Here is a 21391-nt window from a genome sequence, read left to right as displayed (position 1 = left end):
ATGATGAAGGGAAAGAATATTGTTCTTGGGGTAAGTGGAGGGATTGCGGCCTATAAGGCGGCTGATTTATGCAGCCGATTGATTAAAGCTGGCGCAAATGTCGACGTTGTAATGACTGAACATGCTACTTCTTTTATCAATCCCTTAACCTTTCAAACCCTATCGGGCAATCCTGTTGTCGTCAAGCAGTTTGAAACGCCAAAGGGTTGGGAATTGGCGCATATATCCTTATCTCAGAAAGCGGACCTTTTTGCAATTGTTCCCGCTACGGCGAATATAATTGCAAAAATGGCCCATGGAATTGCTGATGATTTTTTGAGTACGGCACTTTTAGCAACGACAGCAACTGTGATGATTGCGCCAGCAATGAATACAAAGATGTTTGAACATCCTGCGGTTCAAGAAAATATAGAAACTTTGCGCAAGCGAGGCGTGCTTGTCTTGGAAACAGCAGAAGGCAGACTTGCTTGTGGCGATGTTGGAAAAGGGAAACTTTTGGATGTGGAAGAGATCGTATTCGCCATGGAAAAGAGTCTGTCAAAAGCGGATTTTTCGGGCTTGTCTTTGACGATCACGGCGGGACCAACAGAGGCCGCAATTGATCCGGTCCGTTTGATCACCAATCGATCAACAGGAAAAATGGGATTTGAGTTGGCAAGACAAGCCAGCCGACGAGGAGCGAAAGTGGACCTGATTGCAAAAACATGTCCGGAAAAGTTGCAAAGAGTTGTAAATTGGATCCCTATACTAACAACTGGTGATATGGCAACTGCTGTTGCTGAATCATTTAAAAATTCTAATGGATTGATTATGGCGGCAGCGCCCTTGGACTATCAACCTAAACAGATAGAAAGAGAAAAAATTAAGAAAAGTGATGGCAATCTTCAACTTACCCTTGTCAGAACGGTTGATATTTTACGCACAACACCAAGACAAATGGAACAAGTTGTTATCGGTTTTGCTGCCGAGAGCCAGAATTTGATTGAAAATGCAAAGAAAAAATGTAAGGAAAAATCTTTAGATTTGGTAGTTGCCAATGATATTTCCCGACAGGATATTGGTTTTGGGTCCGAAGAAAATCAGGTTTCCTTGGTTGATTTGGTCGGTGTAGAAGCCTTGCCTAAAATGACAAAAGCATCAGTCGCTGATCGTATCCTCGATCGGTTTTTGCGTATTCGGGAGTCAAAATAGTGTTTGCCGAGGTGCTGGTTTTTCAATTGGGGATGCATCAGGCTTTCACCTATTCCGTACCGGCAGGGGAGAAACTTTTCCCTGGAGAATTGGTTGCACTCCCTTTTGGGAAGGGCAATCGGTTAAAAAAGGGATTGGTGATTGAAACAAAAGAAGTGCATCAAGGCAAATATGCCATAAAACCGATTCTTGGTCGATTTCCATCGAGCCTGACCTTATCGAGCGAACGATTGTCCCTTTTGCTATGGATTCGGAAAGAGTATTTTTCACCTTTTTATGAGGCGGCAAGGCTTTTTTTTCCGGAATATGCCTTTGCGTCTTATGACTTGATTCATTGTCACTCTGGCGATATATTTAAGGAGAATGAACCATTTAAACAATTGATTGAATCCGAAAAATTTCTTTTTCGCATTCAAGAGAAAGTGAAAAAGAAACAGTTTTCGATTCGGGATCAGGAGATCAGATTAATACAACCCTTGCTTGCACCATCCCGTCAAGCCAAAAAGCAAAATCAAGTTTTTCAGTATTTGATGGAGCAGGGGGATTGGATTGGCGTTTCAGTTTTGATGAAGTTTCTGAAATTAGATAACACAAGCGTGTTAAAAGCGATGCGAGAAAAAGAAATGATCGAATTTCGTTGCATGAAGAGCCAACAAACATCGGATTTTTCAATTCGAATTCTTGCGCTCACTCATGCACAAGAGGCTGTTTTTGAAGAAATTCAGGAATTTGGAAGTGAAAAACCGATTCTCCTTCACGGGGTGACAGGAAGCGGTAAAACTGAAATTTATTTTCATTTGATTGATCAGGTTTTAGCAAAAGGAAAAACCATTTGCTATCTGATCCCGGAGATCGCTCTAACGCCACAAATGATCGATAGAATTCAACAGAGATTTCAAGTTTCTGTCGCAGTCTTGCATAGCCGTCTCTCTGTAAAGGAAAGAAAGCTTGCTTGGGAACGAATTTCAAAAGGTCAGGTTTCATTAGTCTTGGGAACACGTTCGGCCTTGTTTTCGCCCATGCAGAATTTAGGGTTAATTATTGTTGACGAGTGTCATGACCGGTCTTATCATTCACAGTCAGCGCCGCGATTTCGGGCTGACCAAGTAGCTGTCAAGCTTGGAATGAAATTGGGTGCTCCCGTGATTTTGGGTTCAGCAACACCGACTTTTGAGCAATATCAGGCAGCACAGTCAGCGATCTATCATTACACCCCCTTAAGGGAGCGAGCAAAGGATGCGGTTTTACCAAGCGTTGAAGTTATTGATCTTCGCGAAGAATTGAAACAGGGAAATCGAAGTATGATCAGTCGTCGTCTGTATGCGGAAATGAAAGAAACCCTTGCACGAAAGGAACAGGTGATCTTGTTCTTGAACCGAAGGGGATTTTCAGGGTTTATCTCTTGCAGAGCCTGTGGCGAAGCATTAAAATGCAGTCATTGTGATGTGTCGTTGACCTATCATCATGAGGATGGATCACTGCGGTGTCATTTGTGCGGACGAAGATTTCCAAAAGTACGTACCTGTCCAGACTGTGGAAGTACATGGTTAAAGCCCTTTTCAGCGGGAACGCAAAAATTGGAGCGAATTGTTCAAAAGACATTTCCCCAATCGAAAATTGTACGAATGGACTATGACACAACCCGCTCTAAGGAAAGTTTTCAGGACATGTATGAAACGATTAAATCTGGCAATTGTGATATCGTGATTGGCACCCAGATGATTGCCAAGGGATGGGATTTCCCGCAGGTTACATTGATTGGTGTTTTGGCGGCAGATTTATCCTTGTATGGCAGTAACTATGACGCGGCGGAGCAAACCTATCAATTGTTGGATCAGGTATCTGGTCGAGCGGGCCGGGGTCAACAGGCCGGTCACGTGGTGCTGCAGACCTATTCTCCTCACCATTATGCGATTGAGGCGGTGGCAAACCACTCGTCAGATTGGTTTTATCAGAATGAACAAGGCATCAGACAAATTTTGAAATTTCCGCCATTTGGTCATTTGTTGACGGTATTCGGTTCCTCGCGGAGGGAAGATCGATTGGAACAAGGGATTCAAAGTGCGAGACAATTGTTTTTAAAGGTAGGTGCGAAACATGCTGACAATATTCAAATTGGAGAACCGATTCCCTCTAGAATATCAAAAGCGGACGGATATTTTCGCAAAGAATTTATTATTCAAATCCCTGTAGGTAGAATTGAAGAATTCAGGGATCAATATTTTCAAAAAATAGAAACACCCCTAATCGGATTGCGGTCTGAGGGGTGTCAAATCTCAGTTTTATGGAATGAAGAAGCATAGAAAGGAAGGTCGAAATGGCAATTAGACAAATGCGATACGATGGAGATGCAGTGCTTAGAAAGGTGAGCCGTCCAGTGGACACCGTGACGGAACGAATTCGAACCTTGGTAAAGGATATGATTGAAACCATGAGAGCGGAACAGGGCGTAGGCTTAGCGGCGCCACAAATTGGCATTCTTCGAAGAATATTCGTAGTAGAAATTGAAGAGAATGGCCTGCATGTCATGATCAATCCTGAAATTTTCGACCAGAGTGGTCAACAAATTGACTACGAAGGTTGTTTGTCGGTACCTGGAAAAACGGGAAAGGTGAAACGTCCGGATCATTTAAAAGTAAAATATATGGATTTAGAGGGAAATGAACAGATTCTAGAAGCGGAAGGCTATTTTGCCCGTGCAATTTGCCATGAGAATGACCATTTAAACGGGATTCTTTATATTGATCGTGTTGAAGAAGAACTTTTGGAGGTTCAAGAATGAAAGTAGTCTTTATGGGGACTCCGGATTTTTCGGTTTCGGCATTGAATGCAATCCATCAGTTTCATGAAATTGTGATGGTTGTTACACAACCCGACCGAGCGCGGGGACGGGGTAAAAAAGTGACCCCTTCACCGGTAAAAAAAAGAGCTGTGGAGTTAGGACTTCCTGTGTATCAGCCCAATCGATTGCGTGATCCAGAAGCCATTGAACATGTGACGAATGCAGGGGCAGACGTGATGGTTATTGTCGCATACGGACAAATACTACCAAAAGAGATTTTGGATGCGCCAACCTTTGGCTGTATCAATATCCATGCATCGCTATTGCCTAAGTATCGGGGTGCCGCACCGATTCATCGAGCGATTCTTTCTGGAGATTCAGCGACGGGTATTACCATTATGAAAATGGATGTAGGTCTAGATACTGGAGATATGTATCGATCGGAATCCATTGCAATTTCTGAATCTATGACGATGGAATGTTTGCATGATGAGCTATCTGAATTGGGCTCGCGTATGATTGTAGATGTCTTGGATGGTTTATTGCGCGGAGAAACACAAGCGGTGAAGCAAGATGAAGAAAAAGCGACTTATGCTGCAAAAATTTCGAAAGCGGAAGCGGAGATTGATTGGAAAAAATCTGCGAAAATGATTCATAATCAGATCCGAGCTTTTGATCCCTTCCCGGGAGCTTGGACAAGGGCAGCTACAACCAAGCTGAAGGTTTTTGCTTCGGTCTGTCAGGTGGAAGATACGGCGGGCATGCCCGGCGAGATCTTGGCTGTTTCAAGAGCTGGCATCCAGATTCAAACGGGAGAGGGTTCTTTGCTGATTCAAGAAATTCAAGCCCCGGGTAAGCGCCGAATGACCGTTGAAGATTTCTTGCGGGGAAATACATTGGAGAAAGGTGTTGTTTTGCTATCGAAGGAAGAGACGCAAGAGGCATAGCCTTTGAATTGTTGAAAACTGCGATCCGTGAGGACCGCTATTTAAATATTGAATTGAATGCGCGCTTAACGGGAAAGGTGACTCCTGATGATCAGCGCATGGTTCGAGAACTGGTATTGGGTATTACAGAACGCCGGTTATATTTAGAATATGTTTTAGAAAAGAACCTGCATCAACCTTTCAAAAAGAGTCGGTTGGCTGTTCGCGTGCTTCTATTGATGGGGGCATATCAAATTCTTTTTATGCCTTGGGTTCCAGAATATGCCGCTATATTTGAAACGGTTTCTCTGGCAAAAAAACATGCAAAAACCAGTCGTGCTTCCTCAATGATCAACGCGGTTTTAAGAAGGGTTCTTGAAAGTCGGGATGAATTATTGGATCTTTCTCAAGCAAATTTTCAGGAGAAAGCGTTGTTTTGGGGATTCCCTGAGTGGATTGCAAATTTATGGAGAAAGCAATACGATGAGCAAACGGCTCTTTCACTTATGGAAGTCATGGGACAGCAAAGGGGTGTGTCGATCCGCTCCAATCAACTGGCGGGCTCAATTTCATCCTTGCACAAGGACCTTGTTACAGCGGGGTATGAAGTTGCGCCTCTTTCCTATTCCTCTTCGGGCATGCGGATTGAACGTGCCAGCGAACTGTCGGAGAGTGAAGCTTATCGAAAGGGACGCTTCTCTATTCAAGATGAGAGTGCTATGTTAGTCGGTGATTTGATTGATCTGCCCGACCGTGGCTGCATTCTGGATCTCTGCGCGGCACCAGGCGGGAAGAGCTTTCATTTGGCTGAAAAATATCCGAATTGTGAAATTGTATCCAATGATATTTTTGAAAAAAAAATTGAAAGGATGGAAGAGGAAGCCAAGCGCTTGGGTATTAACAATTGTTCTTTTACCGTTCGAGATGCAGGAAAATTGCAGGAAGATTGGATAGAAAATTTTGATGTTTGTTTGGTGGACGCTCCATGTTCAGCTCTTGGTTTGATCGGGAGAAAGCCTGAAATAAAAAGGCTTCGAAAGCCTGAGGATTTGGATGAAATTATTGAGATCCAAAGAGGTATTCTGAAACAAGCGGTTCGCTATTTGAAACGCGGGGGAATCTTGGTTTACGCAACCTGTACCTTGAATCGCAAAGAAAACGAAAATCAGGTGGCGTGGTTACTTGAGGAAAGCGACTTGATTTTGCAAGAAATTGGCAAACCGATTCCCGTTTCTAGAATTTCTTTAGAACAGAACTCGGGTATGATTACCTTGATGCCACATTTGGATGGCACAAATGGATTTTTTATTGCTGTTTTGAGAAAGGAACCCATATGAATTACCGAGACTTGTCCTATGAGGAATTAGAGAATCAAATAAGAGAATTTGGATATCCAAAATTTCGAGCCAAGCAATTTTTTCAATGGATTCATAAACAACCAATTGAAAATATGGAGGAAATTACTGTTTTTTCAAAAAAAATGCGAGAGGATTTACATGCCAAGGGAAGCTTGCGTTTACCGAAATGCGTGGATGAAATGCAGTCGCTTATAGATCCGACACGCAAATTCCTCTTTCAATTATCCGATGGACATATTGTTGAATCGGTTGCCATGTTTTATCAACATGGGATCAGTCTGTGTCTATCGACTCAAGTTGGTTGTAAGATGGGGTGTGTATTTTGTGCTACGGGTAAAGAAGGGTTTATTCGCAATTTGACTCCATCTGAAATTCTGGGACAGGTTGTCATGATCGAAAAAATTCTTGGAGAAAAATCAACGAATCTTGTGATGATGGGATCCGGAGAACCCTTGGACAATTGGGATGCAGTTAAGACATTTTTTACAATTATCCATCATCCGGAAGGGCGGGGCATGGGTTATCGCCATATTACTTTGTCAACAGCCGGTGTAGTTCCGAATATCTATGCCATGGCGGAGTCTGGGATTCCGGTAAACTTGTCGGTGTCATTGCATCAGCCTTTTCAGGAGAAACGAGAGGAATTAATGCCCATCGCTAAGCGGTATCATTTGCCGGAGTTGATGAAGGCAACAAAAAATCATCAGAAAAAAACAGGTCGACGGACGACCTTTGAATATACGTTAATTGAGGGTGTGAACGATCGAATTGAAGATGCGAGACAGTTAAAAGATCTCCTTCGCGATCAGAATTATCACTTGAACCTGATCCCCATCAATCCGGTGGATCCAAGCTTCAAGCGGCCCAAACAAGTTTTTGTACGAAAGTTTCAAAAACATTTACAAGATGCAGGGGTTATGAATGTTACAATAAGAAGAGAACTTGGGACTGACATCTCTGCTGCTTGCGGCCAATTGAAACAACGGTTCGTTGCAGCACAGGAGGAAGATAATCAATGAAAATCTATTCGTGTACTGATCGAGGGAAAATCAGAGAAATCAATGAGGATTCGGTTTATGCCAGTGAATCCGATCAATTGTATATTGTTGCGGACGGTATGGGTGGATATTTTGGGGGTGAAATTGCGAGTCAATTGGCCGTTGAGACTTTGTCCACCTGCATCAAAAATTGTGAAGAGGTGGATCGTGCCATCTTGCTAGAGGGATTTACGCTTGCTAATCGAACAATTTTTGAAACTGCACAGAACAAAGAGCAAAAGCTGATGGGGACGACTACCTCTCTTTTGTATATCGAATCGAGTTGCAAGAGTGGTTGGATCGGTCATATTGGAGACAGCCGGATTTATCGCGTGCGGGAAAGCAGCCTGGAACAGCTGACAAAGGATCATTCCTATGTAGAAGAGCTGATCGATGCTGGAAAGATTACCAGGGAAGAAGCTTTTTCTCATCCAAACAGAAATATCATTACGCGCGCTTTGGGAACCCATGCCCAAGCAGAGGCTGACTTGATACAATTTCCTGTTCAAATAAAGGATTTGTTTTTGCTTTGTTCCGATGGATTAAGCAATAAATTGCCCTTTAAGGATTTGGAATCCATCCTGATATCCGAGAATTCTTTGGAAAAGAAAGGGAAGGAATTGCTTAAAGAGGCATTGCTACGGGGGGGAGAAGATAATATCTCTCTGGTATTGGTTGAGATTGGGGAAACAGGGGTGAAGGCATGAAGGGGAAACTATTAGGGAATCGTTATGAACTGCTTGAATGTATTGGTTCAGGCGGCATGGCGGAAGTCTATCAAGCAAAATGTCATTTGCTGAACCGACAAGTTGCTGTGAAAATTTTGAAAAGTGACTTGATGAAAGATGATGAATTTGTTCAAAAATTCAAGATTGAAGCGCAAGCTTCTGCCGGATTGAACCATCCCAATATTGTGAATGTTTTTGATGTTGGCGCTGATCAGGGCATGTACTATATCGTCATGGAATTAATAGAAGGGAAAACACTGCAAGATGTGATCCGCGACCAGAAACGATTAAGTCCTGAAAAGGCAATTCGATTTTTTGCACAGATTGCTAGCGCGGTAGAATTTGCCCATGAACGCCATATTATTCATCGTGATTTAAAGCCGCAGAATATTATGGTGAATCATCTTGGAAATATCAAGGTCATGGATTTTGGGATAGCGAGAGCGACAACCTCAGAAACTCTTCAGGTTTCAGATAAGGTGTTGGGTTCAGTTGCCTACTTGTCACCGGAGCAAGCCAAGGGTGTTTACAGTGATGAGCGATCCGATTTGTATTCATTAGGAATCGTTTTTTTTGAAATGTTGACAGGGCGAGCGCCATTTAAGGGTGAAACTCCGATTTCTGTGGTGATGAAGCATTTAGAGGAGGAATTGAGTTTTCATGAAAATGACGATGTGCCCAGTGGCTATCAAAGTATCATACGAAAACTGACTCAGAAATTGCCAGAAAATCGATATCAATCCGCTCGTGAATTGATTATTGATTTGAAGAAAGCGAAGATTGATCCTGAAAATGGAGCTATTGCCGTACAAACATTTTCAGATTCACCTACAGCGGAAGTGGATGTTGTGGGGGTCAAAGAACGGGTAAGAAAAATGACGGAGGATGGAAATAGCATGCAGCAGAAACGACAGCAGCCGAAAAAAAAGACAAAAAAGAAGAAAGTTTCAAGTCTTAAAAAATGGGCAATTTCAGGTGCGGCAGTAATTCTGGCTTTTTTATTGGTCTTGTTTGGCGCCTATCAATTGTCCATGAATAATATCGTCAATATTAGTGAGGTGGAAGTGCCGAATATGCAAGGATTGACCTTGACTCAAGCGCAAACACTAATTGAAGACATTGGTATTGAATTGTATGTGGAAAAAGAAATTTACAGCAATTCTTATGACAAGGGCGTAATTGTGGAGCAAGGGATTCCTGCAGGTAGAAAGATTAAACGATCTCCCGTTGGGGTCACCTTAAGCAAGGGCGCAAAACTGGTGGAAGTGCCAGATATTGTTAACAATTACGCATATTCAATAGATGTCTTGTTAAGTGGAAGTGGATTGATCAAAGGCAGTTTGGTGTATGAGTTTTCTGAAGAGCCGGATGGGATTATCATTCGTCAGGAGCCTGTAGCGGGTGAGCAGGTAGCTGAAGGGACTCCAATTAATTATATTGTGAGTTCTGGTGTGGAAAAAGAGTATCGTGCTATGCCGTCAATCATTGGTCTTCAGTTGGAAGAAGCAACAAAACAACTTGAAGACTTGGGTTTCACAATCGGCCAGACCATTTACGAGAATAGTGACCAACCTGTTGGTGAAATTTTATATCAAAGTTATCCAGAAGGGGCGGATGTTGTTATTGGAAGTGCAATCAGTGTGAAGGTAAGCAAAGAAAGTGCTGATGCAGGTCCAAAAGAGGTTTCAAAGACGATCACGTTACGTCTGCCGCAAGCTAATCCGACGGTAAAGGTCAAGCTTACCTTGGTCAGCCCAAGCGGAGAGATTACCGTATATGAGGAAGTACTAAGCACTGAACAAGGGAATGCAGCGATCGCCCTGAAAGGGACGGGACAGCAAACCTATAAAATTTATTATGATGATCAATATCTAATTGATTATAATGTGACTTTTGGTGGGAGCAATGAATGAGTAAAGCGAGAATTGTAAAGGGCGTTGGAGGCAATTATATTATTTTGGCCGATGGGGAACTTGTGAAAGGCAGACTACGGGGTAAACTTCGTAAGTCAAAAGTCCGTCCTGCTGTGGGAGATTTTGTTGATTTGTCCATCGATCCAGAAGGAAATACCATGATTGAAAAGATTTTGCCTCGAAGGAATGCTTTGTTACGACCTGTAATTGCCAATGTGGATTGTGCGATCATTGTTTTTGCACTCAAATCCCCCGATCCACATTTGAACCTTTTGGATCGATTTTTAGTGATGAGTGCAGTGCGAGGCATTGATGCAATTATTTGTTTGAACAAGGGTGATTTGGTATCGGACGCGGCGACGGAAGAGATGGCTGCGCTTTATCGAAAGGCTGGCTATCAGGTGCTTGTAACTTCAGCAAAATCAAAGACGGGGATTGATGAGCTGAGAGATGTTCTACGCGATCGAATTTCAGTTTTTGCCGGTCCATCCGGTGTCGGAAAATCGTCCTTGCTAAATGCGGTGCAAGAGGGATTGGCACTTCGAACGGGGGAAGTTAGCGAAAAGACACAGAGGGGCAAGCATACGACTCGCCATACAGAGCTTTTGCTCTTGAGGAACGGAGGAGCGGTCGCCGATACTCCTGGTTTTAGCGCCCTAGATCTGGCTTCCTTGGACGCCCAGGATATTCAGCTGGGGTATCCAGAAATGATAGACCTGGCAGGGTCGTGTCGATTCAACGATTGTTTGCATCGAACCGAGCCGGGTTGTGCCGTGCGTGGCGTGATTGATCCGATTCGATATGAGAATTATTTGTTGCTATTAGATGAAACTATGAATAAACGGAGGTATTAATATGGCGAAAATTGCACCCTCGATTTTATCGGCTGACTTTGCACATTTGGCTGAGGATATTGAAAAAGTAGAACGTGGTGGAGCTGAGTATTTGCATATTGATGTGATGGATGGGCAATTTGTTCCCAATATCACAATGGGACCACCTGTCATTAAATCCATTCGAGCCTGTACGGAGATGTTTTTGGATGTTCATTTGATGATAGATAAACCAGAACGTTATATCGAAGAGTTTGCTGCGGCTGGCGCAGATCTAATCACCTTTCATGTAGAAGCCACCCCTCATGCCCATCGAGTATTGCAGGCTATTCATGCTCAGGGATGTAAGGCTGGAATTGTTTTAAATCCTGGCACCTCTTTGGATACCATTGAATATTTATTGCCGGATCTTGACTTGGTCTTGTTGATGAGTGTGAACCCAGGTTTTGGGGGTCAGAGTTTTATCCCTCAAATCAAAACAAAGATCCAAGTCTTGCGGGACTTGGTGACACGTATGGGCTTGCAGGTTGAAATTCAAGTCGATGGCGGTGTGAATCGTGAGAATATTCTTGAATTAGTGGCAGCTGGAGCCGATGTTTTCGTTATGGGTTCTGCCATATTCAATAGTGAAAATCCAGAACAAACGACAAAAGATGTACGGGAAATGTTGGCTTTACAGGGCTAAAAGAACCTGTTATACTGAACACGAAATTAATCATATGCACTAGGGGAGCCTCACGGCTGAGAAGAAAGGCGACTTTCGACCCTTATAACCTGATCTGGGTGATTCCAGCGTAGGGAAGTGACTCTGAATATAGAGCCATTTTCCTTGAAAATGGCTTTTTTTTCGAGGAGGAAAACATGAAGAGTAAATCGACACAAATGATCACAGAAGCAGGAATTTTAATCGCATTGGCAACAGTTTTAAGTTTAATTAAAATTTCATTACCCATCAATCTACAAGGTGGTTCCATTACCGCAGGTAGTATGATTCCAATTTTGATTTTTTCATTGAGATGGGGATTAAAGCCCGGTATTTTTATGGGTGCTGTCTATGGAATCATACAAATGATTCTTGAACCTTATGCAATGACACCGATTCAGATCTTTTTGGATTATGCTTTGGCATTTGGTGCACTGGGTCTAGCGGGTATCGCCAAAACAAGCTTTGATGCCATGCGAAATGGAGGAAAAGCGAAGATCAGCCTTTATCTGGCTATCCTTCTTGGTATGCTTGGTCGTTTTGCGGCACATTTTATTGCCGGTGGAACGGTATGGGCAATCTATGCACCAGAGGGACAAAATCCTTGGCTCTATTCATTTATCTATAACGGTTCATATATGTTGCCTGAGATCTTGGTCACCTTCTTGTTGTTGAGCGTTTTATTGCGACCACTCGCTAAGATCAAATGAAACGGGGTATTGTAGTCGCTGGGGGAACCGTGGATTCAGGCATGAAAGATATTTTAGAGAATCGGGAAGGCGGGACCATTGTCATTGGCGTAGATCGAGGGATCTCTGTATTTATACGGATCGGGTTGCAAGCCGACTACTATCTGGGTGATCTTGATTCTATTGATTCTGCTGACATTCCTTTGATTCCGAAAGATCGTCTGCACAAATTCCCTGCAGAAAAAAATGCTTCCGATTTAGAACTGGCTTTAGCGCTTTGTGTGGAACTGGACTTGGACGAGGTGTTCGTATATGGTGCTACCGGAACAAGATGGGATCATAGCTTTTCGAATTTATTGATGTTGAAGCGCTTTTATGATTTGGGCTTGCAGGTTATACTTGCCAACGAGAAGAATCAAGCCCGGGTATTGTCTTCACATCAGACGATTCGAAAAGAAGAAGTGGAAAGTTATCGATACCTGTCTATTTTGCCTCTTTCCATGGGGGGGGTTCTAGTCTCTGAGACCGGAGTGAAGTATCCTTTGGATCAAGAACGTTTGTTGTTCGGCCAGACACGCGGGGTTAGCAATGAGAGTATTGGAGAGGATATTAAAATTGAAGTGATGGAGGGCGTGGCACTCTTGATCTTGTCAAATGATTAACCGGCGAAAGCCGGTTTTTTTGTACAATTGACAAACCGTCGCGATTTCAGTAGAATTGTTTAATGAAGAAAATAGTACCAAACATCAAAACTAAGATGGAGGCTTCCTATGAATTTACACGAACTACGAGAGAAATATTTGCAATTTTTTCAGGAAAAAGAACATCAGATTATAAATAGTTATCCATTGGTGCCAATCAATGATAAGAGTTTGCTATTGATTAATGCGGGAATGGCACCCTTAAAATCATATTTTGTTGGAACGCAAACACCGCCAAGTGTAAGAATGGCATCTTGCCAAAAATGCATTCGGACTGGTGATATTGAAAATGTCGGAAAAACAGATCGCCATGGCACTTTTTTTGAGATGCTGGGGAATTTCTCTTTTGGTGATTATTTTAAGGTAGAAGCGATTCAATGGGCGTGGGAATTTATGACGGATGTGTTGAAAGTCGATCCAGAAACCCTATGGGCGTCTGTCTATTTGGAAGACGATGAAGCCTATGAAATCTGGCGAGATGTAGTAGGTGTGCCTGAATCTCGTCTTGTACGATTGGGTAAAGAGGATAATTATTGGGAGCATGGAACCGGTCCTTGCGGACCTTGCTCTGAAATCTATATTGACAGGGGAGAAAAATATGGTTGTGGTGACCCAGATTGCAAACCAGGATGCGAATGTGACCGCTATGTCGAGGTTTGGAATCTTGTATTCACACAATTTGACAAACAGGAAACGGGTGAGTACCTGCCTCTGGCCAAGCGAAATATCGATACGGGTATGGGCTTGGAACGTTTAACGATCATTTTGAACGAGTGCGCGAATATCTTTGAGATTGATCCCATTGTAAAAATTATTGAAGCCGTGGAAAAAACAGCAAATCTGACTTATAAGAAGGATCAGAAGACTGATGTGTCCATTCGAGTGATCACAGATCATCTTCGTGCGGCGACCTTTATGATTTCTGATGGCGTCCTTCCCAGCAATGAAGGGCGAGGATATGTCCTGCGTCGATTGATTCGACGCGCGTATCGCCACGGAAAACTGATTGGTATTGAGAAACCGTTCTTAGCCAATCTTTCCCAAGTGGTTATTGACAATTGGAAAGAATTTTACAAGAACCTTGAGTCGGAGCAGGCTCAGATTCACAAGGTATTGGAATATGAAGAGAAGAAATTTTTAGAGACTTTAGAGCAGGGGTTACAGAAACTAGAGACCTTCTTAGAAGAAGTGAAGGATAGTGGGAAAATGGAATTACCAGGCCAAGCGGCATTCCGTCTGTATGATACCTTTGGGTTTCCGCTTGATTTGACCATTGAGATCCTGGAAGAAAAAGGATTTACTGTGGATCAAACGGGTTTTCAAAAAGCCATGGAGCAACAGCAAGAACGAGCGCGAGCGGCAAGAAGTGCTCAGGATCAAGAAAGTTGGCTAGCGGGATCGGCTGAAACCTTTAATGACTATCAAACGGAATTCCTTGGATATGAATTGGATCAGACTGAAGCGACGATTTTAGCGATTTTCCAAGAGGGTGTTAAGGTTGATACTTTGGCTGAAAATGAAAAAGGAATCGTGATTGTTGACCGCACCACGCTATACGGAGAAAGTGGAGGACAGCTTGGTGATCACGGCCAAATACAATTGGCTACTGGTCAGGGTCAGATTACGGATACCAAAAAGAACGGCAGTGCATTCCTTCATCAGGTAAAGATGAAGCAAGGTCTTCTATCTGTTGGAGATAAGGTTGAGGTGGTTTACGAAGGATCGCGAAGACGATCAACAGCCAGGAATCATACCGCAACCCATCTTCTTCACAAGGCGCTTCAAGAGGTGCTAGGTGATCATGTCCGTCAATCTGGATCCCTGGTATCACAGGATCGGTTGCGCTTTGATTTCACCCACCTTGAGGCGATCTCTCACGAGGAGTTAAAAGCGGTGGAGTTGCGTGTTAATGAAATTATCTATGAAGATCATCAGGTTGTCACAGACTTAATGACCATGGAGGAAGCCGTTCAATCTGGAGCAACCGCTTTATTCTCGGATAAGTATGGCGAAAAGGTACGAGTTGTATCGGTGGAAGGGTACAGCCAGGAACTCTGCGGTGGAACCCATGTTTCACATTCTAGTGATATTGGAATTTTCAAGATTCTTCATGAAAGTGGTATTGCGGCGGGCGTACGAAGAATTGAAGCGGTTACAGGTAAGTCAGCCTATGCCTATACGAATGAATTGGAAGAGGAACAAGCGGAATTGGCAACCATTCTGCGTACGAAGAAAGAAAATGTAAAAGGTCGTGTTTCTGATCTTCTTGCGGAACAAAAACAGTTGAAAAAGGAGTTGGAACAAGCAACGGCGCAATTGCGGAATCAGATGTTTGAATCGATCTTTGATGCGGTTGAGCTTGTTGGCGATACTCAGGTTTTGATTGCTGCATTTGAAGGACAAGATGTGGATGGACTACGGAGTCTGATGGATCGCATGAAAAATCAATCTTCATCGTATCTATTTGCCGGGGTCACGGAATCAAAAGGTAAATTATTGTTGCTAGTTTCAGGTAGTGAGGATCTTGTGAAAAAAGGCTTCCATGCTGGAAATATGATTCGCGCCATGGCGAAATTAGCCGGCGGCGGCGGCGGCGGACGTCCCAACATGGCACAAGCAGGTGCGCCTAACACGAAAAAAGTAGATGAAATTTTAACCTTTGCTAAAGAAGAGGCGAAGAAGTTTTTATAAATCTTTGATGGATCTTCTTTCTGTGGTATAATTTGAGAGAAAGGAGTGATACCATTATGACAGAAGAAAAAACCGTTGATTCAAATCATACCATTCATTTACAGGTTGCGGTTGACGATAAAAATGATGCAAAAGAGATTTTGCGTGACGTCTATTTAGCGCTTGAAGAGAAAGGGTATCATTCAATCAATCAACTGATCGGCTATTTCTTATCAGGAGATCCAACGTATATCACAAGCTACAACAACGCCAGGAGCCTGATTCGCAGAATCGAGAGAGATGAATTATTGGAAGAAATTCTGCGAGAGTATATTCAAAACAATGTAACCAAGTAAGGGGAGAAAGTACAGCCGTATTTGCTGTACTTTTCTTTAAGTGAAAGAGGAATTTATGAAATTTACCAATTTAGGAAGGACAGGAATTCGCGTTTCGAAAATTTGTTTTGGATCGTTGACTACGAGTGCGCTTCAAAAAAACTTTACTGCAGAAAAAGCGGCAGACTTGTTTGCCTATGCGATCCAAGAGCACCAGATCAATTTTTTCGACACGGCGGAATTATATGGGAACTATGCACATTTTCGCGCTCTCCTCAAGCGAGTGAAACGCCAGGAGTTTGTGTTGGCTACAAAGTGTTATGCTTATGACCGAAAAACAGCACAGCAAAGCTTGGAGAAAGCTTTGATGGAGGTTGGTACGGATTATATCGATCTGATGATGCTTCATGAACAGGAAAGCGAACATACTTTAAGGGGACATCGTCAAGCGATTGAATATTTTTTGGAACAGAAGGAAAAAGGGGTAATACGTAGTGTTGGCTATTCGACTCATTTTATTAAAGGAGTTAAGGCGGCCGAGACAGTTCCGCTAATGGATGTGGTATTCCCTCTAATTAATCGACGAGGCATTGGTATTGCAGACGGTGAGAGAATGGAGATGGAACAAGCTATTCACGAGCAAATTGATCGTGGGATGGGTTGCTATTTAATGAAACCTTTGGGTGGCGGTCACCTGCTAGAGGAATACCCTCGGGCAATTTCGTATCTTCAAAAGGAATTTCCAGAAACAGTGATTGCAATCGGTATGCAAAGTAAGACAGAAGTTGATCTGAACGTTCGGAGCATTGTGGATCGAGTTTGGGATCGGGATGAAGAAGAACGTTTTCATTTTCAGGAAAAAAAATTAAAAATAGCAGATTGGTGTGTGGGTTGTGGTGCTTGTGTTGAAGCATGCCAGCAAAACGCATTGGGACTAAAAGGCGGTAAAGCCGTTGTTTTGGATCAATCCAAATGTGTTCGGTGTGGATATTGTGCCAAAGCTTGCAAAGAATTCTGTATTAAGGTTGTGTAAAATGGGTAGATATTTAGGGTTGGATGTTGGAGATAAAACAATTGGCGTTGCGATCAGTGATGAAATGAAATGGATGGCGCAGCCAGTTAAAACAATTATTCGAATTGGGAAAAAGAAAGATTATGCGGCTATCGCAGAATTACTCAACGCCCAAGAAATCGAAAAAATTGTGGTAGGATTGCCAAAGAACATGGATAATTCTATTGGCTTGCAGGCTGAAAAAGCCATCGCTTTTGGAGAAGGATTGAAAAAAAGATTCGATGTTCTTGTTGAGTTTGCCGATGAGCGACTGACAACGAGTCGCTCAACACAGATCTTGATTGAAAACGGTATTCGCCGAGAAAACAGAAAACAATTTGTTGATCAAGTGGCAGCCGTTCAAATATTGCAAACGGTATTGGATTTGGAAAGGAGCAGGGCATGATTGGAAGTTTTTTAAACGATCAGGGAGTCAAACAAGATTTGGAAATCCTTGAGATGTATGAGTACTCGGATAAAAAGTATGCTTTGGTTCAGTTCGAAGATGAAGGAGAAGCCTTTATTTTTTTGGTACAAGAGCATGATGAAGAATTGATTTTAGAGCAAATCGACACAGAGAGCGAGTACCAAGAGGTGCGCGATATCATTTTAATGGACCTAGATTCTTAAGAAGTTGAGGATGAAATGGACAATAAAGAACGCTATCTAGAAATATTTAGAAAAAACGGGTATAAACTGACAACACAGAGACGGGTGATCTTTGAGGTTCTTTATGAGGACTCCTGCGAGCACCCCAGTCCTGAAGAAATTTACGATCGGGTGAAGGATAAATATCCTGAAATTGGGCTTGCGACGATTTATCGCACCCTACAGCTAATGGAAGATTTAGGCATTGTCTATAAGATGAATTTTAATGATGGGTTGAGCCGCTATGAATTGTGTTCAAGCAATGCGCATCAGCATCATCATCTTATCTGTATACAGTGCGGTCGGGTTGAGGAAGTAGAAATTGATTTGTTGGAAGGATTGGAATTATCAATCGAAAAAAACAATGGGTTTCAGATTACAGATCACAGCGTAAAGTTTTTTGGGATTTGCAAGTCTTGTCAGAAAAGCCGTTCAAATAAAAAGGAGAACTGAACGTGAGAAAAAATTTGACAAAAGTAAAGATTATTCCCTTGGGGGGAATGAATGAAATTGGAAAAAACCTAACGGTTTTTGAGTGTAAAAATGAGATTGTCATTATCGATGTTGGTATGACTTTTCCAGAAGATGAAATGCTGGGTATTGATGTTGTTATTCCAGATTTCACCTATTTGGAACAAAATAAACATCGTGTAAAGGGGATTTTATTGACCCACGGTCATGAGGATCATATTGGTGCTTTGCCGTATTTTTTAAAGAAGATTAACGTACCGATTTTTGGATCTAGAATGACTCTTGGATTGGTAGAAAACAAATTAAAAGAACATGGATTATCTGATGTCGAATTGAATCGAGTTCATGCAGGCGATACCATCGCAATTGGTCCATTTAAAGCAGAATTCATCAATGTTAATCATAGTATTCCTGATGCTTTTGCCATTGCTTTGCATACACCGGCAGGGGTGATCGTGCATACTGGAGATTTTAAGATCGATTATACGCCTATTATTGGCGAGCCCATGGATTTCGCTCGATTGGCTGAGCTAGGAAAAAAAGGGGTTACTCTTTTGATGGCTGATAGCACGAATGCGATTCGTGAGGGATTTACTCAATCTGAAACAACGGTTGGGAAGGCATTAGAAGCGCAGTTCATGCAAGCTGAAGGTCGAATTATTGTTGCGAGTTTTGCATCAAATGTGCATCGGGTTCAACAAATTATTAACGCCGCAGTTCGTTTTAATCGAAAGGTGGCATTTTCTGGAAGAAGCATGCTAAATGTTTCGGGGGTTGCTATAGACTTGGGTTATTTGAAAATTCCTAAGGGCACACTGATCGAATTACGTGATATCGGTAAATACCCGAATGAAGAAGTTTGCGTCATATCAACGGGTAGTCAAGGAGAACCGATGTCGGCACTTTCTCGCCTTGCAGCTAATATGCATCGCAATATGTCGCTGATTCCTGGTGATACCGTAATGCTAAGTGCAAGCCCAATTCCAGGAAATGAAAAACCAATTTCAAAAATTATTAATTTGTTGGTGGAAAAAGGGGTTACCGTTATTCATGACCGCAATGCAGATATTCATGTTTCCGGCCATGCATGCCGCGAGGAATGCAAGCTGATCCAAGCACTCTTGCAACCGAAGTTTTTTATGCCAGTTCATGGAGAACAAGTGCATTTGAAAGCGCATGCTGATTTGGCGATATCTATGGGTATGCCAGAAGAAAACATTTTAACTGGTGTGAACGGAAGCGTTATGGAATTGACAAAGAAAAGCGCGAAAACGACGGGGACTGTAACGGCAGGGAAAATCCTTGTTGACGGTCTTGGTGTTGGTGATGTTGGAAATATTGTATTGCGGGATCGAAAACATTTGTCAGAAGATGGATTGATCGTTGTTGTGGTAACGATAGACAAGAAGACGGCAAAAACTGTCTCGGGTCCAGATATTGTATCAAGGGGCTTTGTCTACGTGCGTGAATCGGAAGATTTAATGGTTGGTGCGCGAAAAGCTGTTTCAAAGGTATTGAAGGAATGTGAAGCGAAGAAAATTACAGATTGGTCAACGATTAAAGCCAAGATCAAAGAGAGCCTTCGCAACTATATTTATGAGAAGATCAAGAGAAATCCAATGATTTTACCAGTAATCATGGATGTTTAAGAAATGGTAGTAGAGAAAAATAGAAGAAATAACCAGATGTAGCTATCTGGTTATTTCTATGTGGAGGAGAAGGAGATGAAGAAGGGTTTCGCTTTTTTATTGCTCATCGTTCTTGGCGTTGGCGGATATGTTTATCTACAATTTCAACCTGTTGTTTCATCTGGAATCGGAAGTGAAACCGCCTTTACGATTTCTGAGGGATCGGGTGGTGTGAAAATTGCACAGGATTTGGAAAGTGCAGGTATCATTCGCAGCCAATACGCCTTTCGTTATATTGCCAAGCAAACGGGTCTAGAGAGTCAGTTTCGCCCTGGCACCTATCGGGTGCGAAATGATCAACCCTTAGAAGCTCTGATGCTAGGATTGACAAAAGGACCTGGTCTTTTACGGGAAACGATTCGCGTGACAATTCCTGAAGGCTACACATTGGATGAGATCATTGAGGTCTTAGTGGATCATAATCTGGGCAATCAAGAAGGGTATGAAGCAATTATTGGAGATGAATCATGGTTGATGAGTCAAGACTTTCCAGAGGAAGTGCAGGCATTCAACTCTTTGGAAGGAATTTTGTTTCCAGAAACTTATGAGTTTTTCGCAGATGATTCGGAGGCAAAAATATTCACAAAGATGATTGGTCAGTTTATTCAGGTTTATGGTGCTTTAGCGGATGATGATTTTACGAAGGCTAATCAGGTGACAACACTGGCTTCTATGATCCAAGGAGAAGGCAAAGTGGCTGAGGAATTTCCTCTGATTGCTTCGGTTTTTCTTAATCGCACCGATATCAAGATGCCGCTTCAATCTTGCGCGACGATTCAATTTGTATTGGGCCAACGAAAAGAGCGGTTATTGAATGCTGATCTGGAAATTGATTCACCTTATAATACCTATATGTATGCGGGATTTCCACCGGGGCCTGTTGGATCACCGGGTAAAACAGCCCTTCTGGCTGCCTTATTTCCAGCTGAAACCACGTATCTGTTTTTCACCTCTAATCTGGATGGAACAGGGAGTCACACATTTACAGAGACTTACGAAGATCATTTGGCTGCAACCCACGCGGCGAGAAAGAAAGCAGGAGAGGAATAGTGGAAAATTTTCATTGGATTAAGGACGATAACAAGCGGCTCATGATGCAAGAGTTGTATAACAAGGCCAAGGCAGATCGCGTACCAATTATATTGGATGATGCGGCAAGAATGATCGATTCCTGGTTGCTTTTACTAAAACCCACTCGAATTTTGGAAGTTGGGGCTGCGGTTGGGTATTCAGCAATCCGTATGGCTTTGGTCAGCCCAATTTCAAAAATTGATACGATCGAAAAGGATCTAGATCGGGCGAAAGAGGCGCGGGAAAATATTCAGCATTTCGACTTGTGTGAGCAGATTTTTTTGCACCAAGGAGACGCCTTGGAGTTGATTCCTGAAATGACACAGGAATATGATCTTGTATTTATTGATGCCGCCAAGGGGCAATACGGCAGATTTTTTGAAGATGCCATGAAATTGCTTGGTCCGGGCGGGGTCATAATTTGTGATAATATGCTGTTTCATGGATTTGTTGAAGCAGAAGAGGTTCCGAAACGGTATCGAGCGATGATCAAGAAACTGAGGGCTTTTCATGAAACCTTGATGAAACATCCAGAGTTAGAAACAAGAATCTTGTCCATTGATGATGGTATTTCGATATCTGTAAAAAGGGGATAA

General features: G+C 42.6%; 21 protein-coding genes and 1 riboswitch. All 21 genes read left to right on the top strand.

The window, feature by feature from the left end:
* The 21 genes from coaBC to AC25CA_RS09135 all read left to right on the top strand — a co-directional run bounded on the left by coaBC (position 1) and on the right by AC25CA_RS09135 (position 21391).
* The gene (coaBC, locus tag AC25CA_RS09235) at positions 1–1191 is read left to right on the top strand and encodes a bifunctional phosphopantothenoylcysteine decarboxylase/phosphopantothenate--cysteine ligase CoaBC (RefSeq protein ID WP_486813566.1); all 1191 of its coding nucleotides are present in this window, start codon (positions 1–3) and stop codon (positions 1189–1191) included.
* Positions 1191–3494, top strand: coding sequence for a replication restart helicase PriA (gene priA, locus AC25CA_RS09230; protein WP_486813565.1), 2304 nt, complete (start codon positions 1191–1193; stop codon positions 3492–3494). Before coaBC ends, priA begins: the two co-directional genes overlap by 1 nt.
* A gap of 14 nt (positions 3495–3508) precedes the next feature.
* Positions 3509–3973 carry a peptide deformylase gene (gene def, locus AC25CA_RS09225; protein ID WP_486813564.1) on the top strand — a complete coding sequence of 155 codons (465 nt, stop codon included), beginning with the start codon at positions 3509–3511 and terminating at the stop codon, positions 3971–3973.
* A complete protein-coding gene (gene fmt, locus AC25CA_RS09220) occupies positions 3970–4920 on the top strand; it encodes a methionyl-tRNA formyltransferase (protein WP_486813563.1) in 951 nt (316 codons plus the stop codon). The genes def and fmt overlap by 4 nt, the downstream gene beginning before the upstream one ends.
* An 8-nt stretch (positions 4921–4928) precedes the next feature.
* A complete protein-coding gene (rsmB, locus tag AC25CA_RS09215) occupies positions 4929–6236 on the top strand; it encodes a 16S rRNA (cytosine(967)-C(5))-methyltransferase RsmB (protein ID WP_486813562.1) in 1308 nt (435 codons plus the stop codon).
* Positions 6233–7276, top strand: a complete 1044-nt coding sequence (gene rlmN / locus AC25CA_RS09210; RefSeq protein ID WP_486813561.1) for a dual-specificity RNA methyltransferase RlmN — start codon at positions 6233–6235, stop codon at positions 7274–7276. The genes rsmB and rlmN overlap by 4 nt, the downstream gene beginning before the upstream one ends.
* Positions 7273–8001: a Stp1/IreP family PP2C-type Ser/Thr phosphatase gene (locus AC25CA_RS09205; protein ID WP_486813560.1), complete on the top strand. Its 729-nt coding sequence runs from the start codon at positions 7273–7275 to the stop codon at positions 7999–8001. Before rlmN ends, AC25CA_RS09205 begins: the two co-directional genes overlap by 4 nt.
* Complete coding sequence (gene pknB, locus AC25CA_RS09200; protein WP_486813559.1) at positions 7998–9935, top strand: Stk1 family PASTA domain-containing Ser/Thr kinase; 1938 nt, start codon at positions 7998–8000, stop codon at positions 9933–9935. The genes AC25CA_RS09205 and pknB overlap by 4 nt, the downstream gene beginning before the upstream one ends.
* A complete protein-coding gene (gene rsgA, locus AC25CA_RS09195; protein WP_486813558.1) occupies positions 9932–10789 on the top strand; it encodes a ribosome small subunit-dependent GTPase A in 858 nt (285 codons plus the stop codon). Before pknB ends, rsgA begins: the two co-directional genes overlap by 4 nt.
* A 1-nt stretch (position 10790) precedes the next feature.
* Positions 10791–11453, top strand: a complete 663-nt coding sequence (gene rpe, locus AC25CA_RS09190; protein ID WP_486813557.1) for a ribulose-phosphate 3-epimerase — start codon at positions 10791–10793, stop codon at positions 11451–11453.
* Positions 11454–11484: 31 nt separating this feature from the next.
* Positions 11485–11586: riboswitch (TPP riboswitch) on the top strand.
* Positions 11587–11629: 43 nt separating this feature from the next.
* Positions 11630–12181, top strand: a complete 552-nt coding sequence (gene thiT / locus AC25CA_RS09185; RefSeq protein WP_486813556.1) for an energy-coupled thiamine transporter ThiT — start codon at positions 11630–11632, stop codon at positions 12179–12181.
* Positions 12178–12822, top strand: coding sequence for a thiamine diphosphokinase (locus tag AC25CA_RS09180; protein ID WP_486813555.1), 645 nt, complete (start codon positions 12178–12180; stop codon positions 12820–12822). The genes thiT and AC25CA_RS09180 overlap by 4 nt, the downstream gene beginning before the upstream one ends.
* A 108-nt stretch (positions 12823–12930) precedes the next feature.
* Positions 12931–15552, top strand: a complete 2622-nt coding sequence (gene alaS, locus AC25CA_RS09175; RefSeq protein WP_486813554.1) for an alanine--tRNA ligase — start codon at positions 12931–12933, stop codon at positions 15550–15552.
* A 56-nt stretch (positions 15553–15608) separates the two neighbouring features.
* The gene (locus AC25CA_RS09170) at positions 15609–15887 is read left to right on the top strand and encodes an IreB family regulatory phosphoprotein (protein WP_486813553.1); all 279 of its coding nucleotides are present in this window, start codon (positions 15609–15611) and stop codon (positions 15885–15887) included.
* A gap of 55 nt (positions 15888–15942) precedes the next feature.
* Positions 15943–16899, top strand: coding sequence for an aldo/keto reductase (locus AC25CA_RS09165; protein ID WP_486813552.1), 957 nt, complete (start codon positions 15943–15945; stop codon positions 16897–16899).
* Position 16900: 1 nt separating this feature from the next.
* Positions 16901–17323, top strand: a complete 423-nt coding sequence (gene ruvX / locus AC25CA_RS09160; protein WP_486813551.1) for a Holliday junction resolvase RuvX — start codon at positions 16901–16903, stop codon at positions 17321–17323.
* Positions 17320–17547 (top strand): DUF1292 domain-containing protein, encoded by a 228-nt coding sequence (locus AC25CA_RS09155; RefSeq protein ID WP_486813550.1) that lies wholly within the window; start codon positions 17320–17322, stop codon positions 17545–17547. The genes ruvX and AC25CA_RS09155 overlap by 4 nt, the downstream gene beginning before the upstream one ends.
* Before the next feature lie 15 nt (positions 17548–17562).
* Positions 17563–18018: a Fur family transcriptional regulator gene (locus AC25CA_RS09150; protein WP_486813549.1), complete on the top strand. Its 456-nt coding sequence runs from the start codon at positions 17563–17565 to the stop codon at positions 18016–18018.
* A 2-nt stretch (positions 18019–18020) separates the two neighbouring features.
* Entirely contained in the window at positions 18021–19685 is a 1665-nt protein-coding gene (locus AC25CA_RS09145; protein ID WP_486813548.1) for a ribonuclease J, read from the top strand.
* 75 nt (positions 19686–19760) lie between these two features.
* Entirely contained in the window at positions 19761–20774 is a 1014-nt protein-coding gene (gene mltG, locus AC25CA_RS09140; protein WP_486813547.1) for an endolytic transglycosylase MltG, read from the top strand.
* Positions 20774–21391 carry an O-methyltransferase gene (locus tag AC25CA_RS09135; protein ID WP_486813546.1) on the top strand — a complete coding sequence of 206 codons (618 nt, stop codon included), beginning with the start codon at positions 20774–20776 and terminating at the stop codon, positions 21389–21391. Before mltG ends, AC25CA_RS09135 begins: the two co-directional genes overlap by 1 nt.

The organism is Gottschalkiaceae bacterium SANA (assembly GCA_036323355.1).
Classification (GTDB): domain Bacteria; phylum Bacillota; class Clostridia; order Tissierellales; family GPF-1; genus GPF-1.
This window is presented reverse-complemented; position numbering and strand designations above follow the sequence as displayed.

What these genes read in the sequence shown, in the direction of transcription:
- AC25CA_RS09205 (WP_486813560.1), top strand. Translation starts at nt 7,273, where the DNA reads ATGAAAATCTATTCGTGTACTGATCGAGGGAAAATCAGAGAAATCAAT.
- pknB (WP_486813559.1), top strand. Translation starts at nt 7,998, where the DNA reads ATGAAGGGGAAACTATTAGGGAATCGTTATGAACTGCTTGAATGTATT.
- AC25CA_RS09150 (WP_486813549.1), top strand. Translation starts at nt 17,563, where the DNA reads ATGGACAATAAAGAACGCTATCTAGAAATATTTAGAAAAAACGGGTAT.
- rsgA (WP_486813558.1), top strand. Translation starts at nt 9,932, where the DNA reads ATGAGTAAAGCGAGAATTGTAAAGGGCGTTGGAGGCAATTATATTATT.
- thiT (WP_486813556.1), top strand. Translation starts at nt 11,630, where the DNA reads ATGAAGAGTAAATCGACACAAATGATCACAGAAGCAGGAATTTTAATC.
- AC25CA_RS09155 (WP_486813550.1), top strand. Translation starts at nt 17,320, where the DNA reads ATGATTGGAAGTTTTTTAAACGATCAGGGAGTCAAACAAGATTTGGAA.
- rlmN (WP_486813561.1), top strand. Translation starts at nt 6,233, where the DNA reads ATGAATTACCGAGACTTGTCCTATGAGGAATTAGAGAATCAAATAAGA.
- AC25CA_RS09180 (WP_486813555.1), top strand. Translation starts at nt 12,178, where the DNA reads ATGAAACGGGGTATTGTAGTCGCTGGGGGAACCGTGGATTCAGGCATG.
- mltG (WP_486813547.1), top strand. Translation starts at nt 19,761, where the DNA reads ATGAAGAAGGGTTTCGCTTTTTTATTGCTCATCGTTCTTGGCGTTGGC.
- ruvX (WP_486813551.1), top strand. Translation starts at nt 16,901, where the DNA reads ATGGGTAGATATTTAGGGTTGGATGTTGGAGATAAAACAATTGGCGTT.
- coaBC (WP_486813566.1), top strand. Translation starts at nt 1, where the DNA reads ATGATGAAGGGAAAGAATATTGTTCTTGGGGTAAGTGGAGGGATTGCG.
- alaS (WP_486813554.1), top strand. Translation starts at nt 12,931, where the DNA reads ATGAATTTACACGAACTACGAGAGAAATATTTGCAATTTTTTCAGGAA.
- def (WP_486813564.1), top strand. Translation starts at nt 3,509, where the DNA reads ATGGCAATTAGACAAATGCGATACGATGGAGATGCAGTGCTTAGAAAG.
- fmt (WP_486813563.1), top strand. Translation starts at nt 3,970, where the DNA reads ATGAAAGTAGTCTTTATGGGGACTCCGGATTTTTCGGTTTCGGCATTG.
- AC25CA_RS09170 (WP_486813553.1), top strand. Translation starts at nt 15,609, where the DNA reads ATGACAGAAGAAAAAACCGTTGATTCAAATCATACCATTCATTTACAG.
- AC25CA_RS09165 (WP_486813552.1), top strand. Translation starts at nt 15,943, where the DNA reads ATGAAATTTACCAATTTAGGAAGGACAGGAATTCGCGTTTCGAAAATT.
- rpe (WP_486813557.1), top strand. Translation starts at nt 10,791, where the DNA reads ATGGCGAAAATTGCACCCTCGATTTTATCGGCTGACTTTGCACATTTG.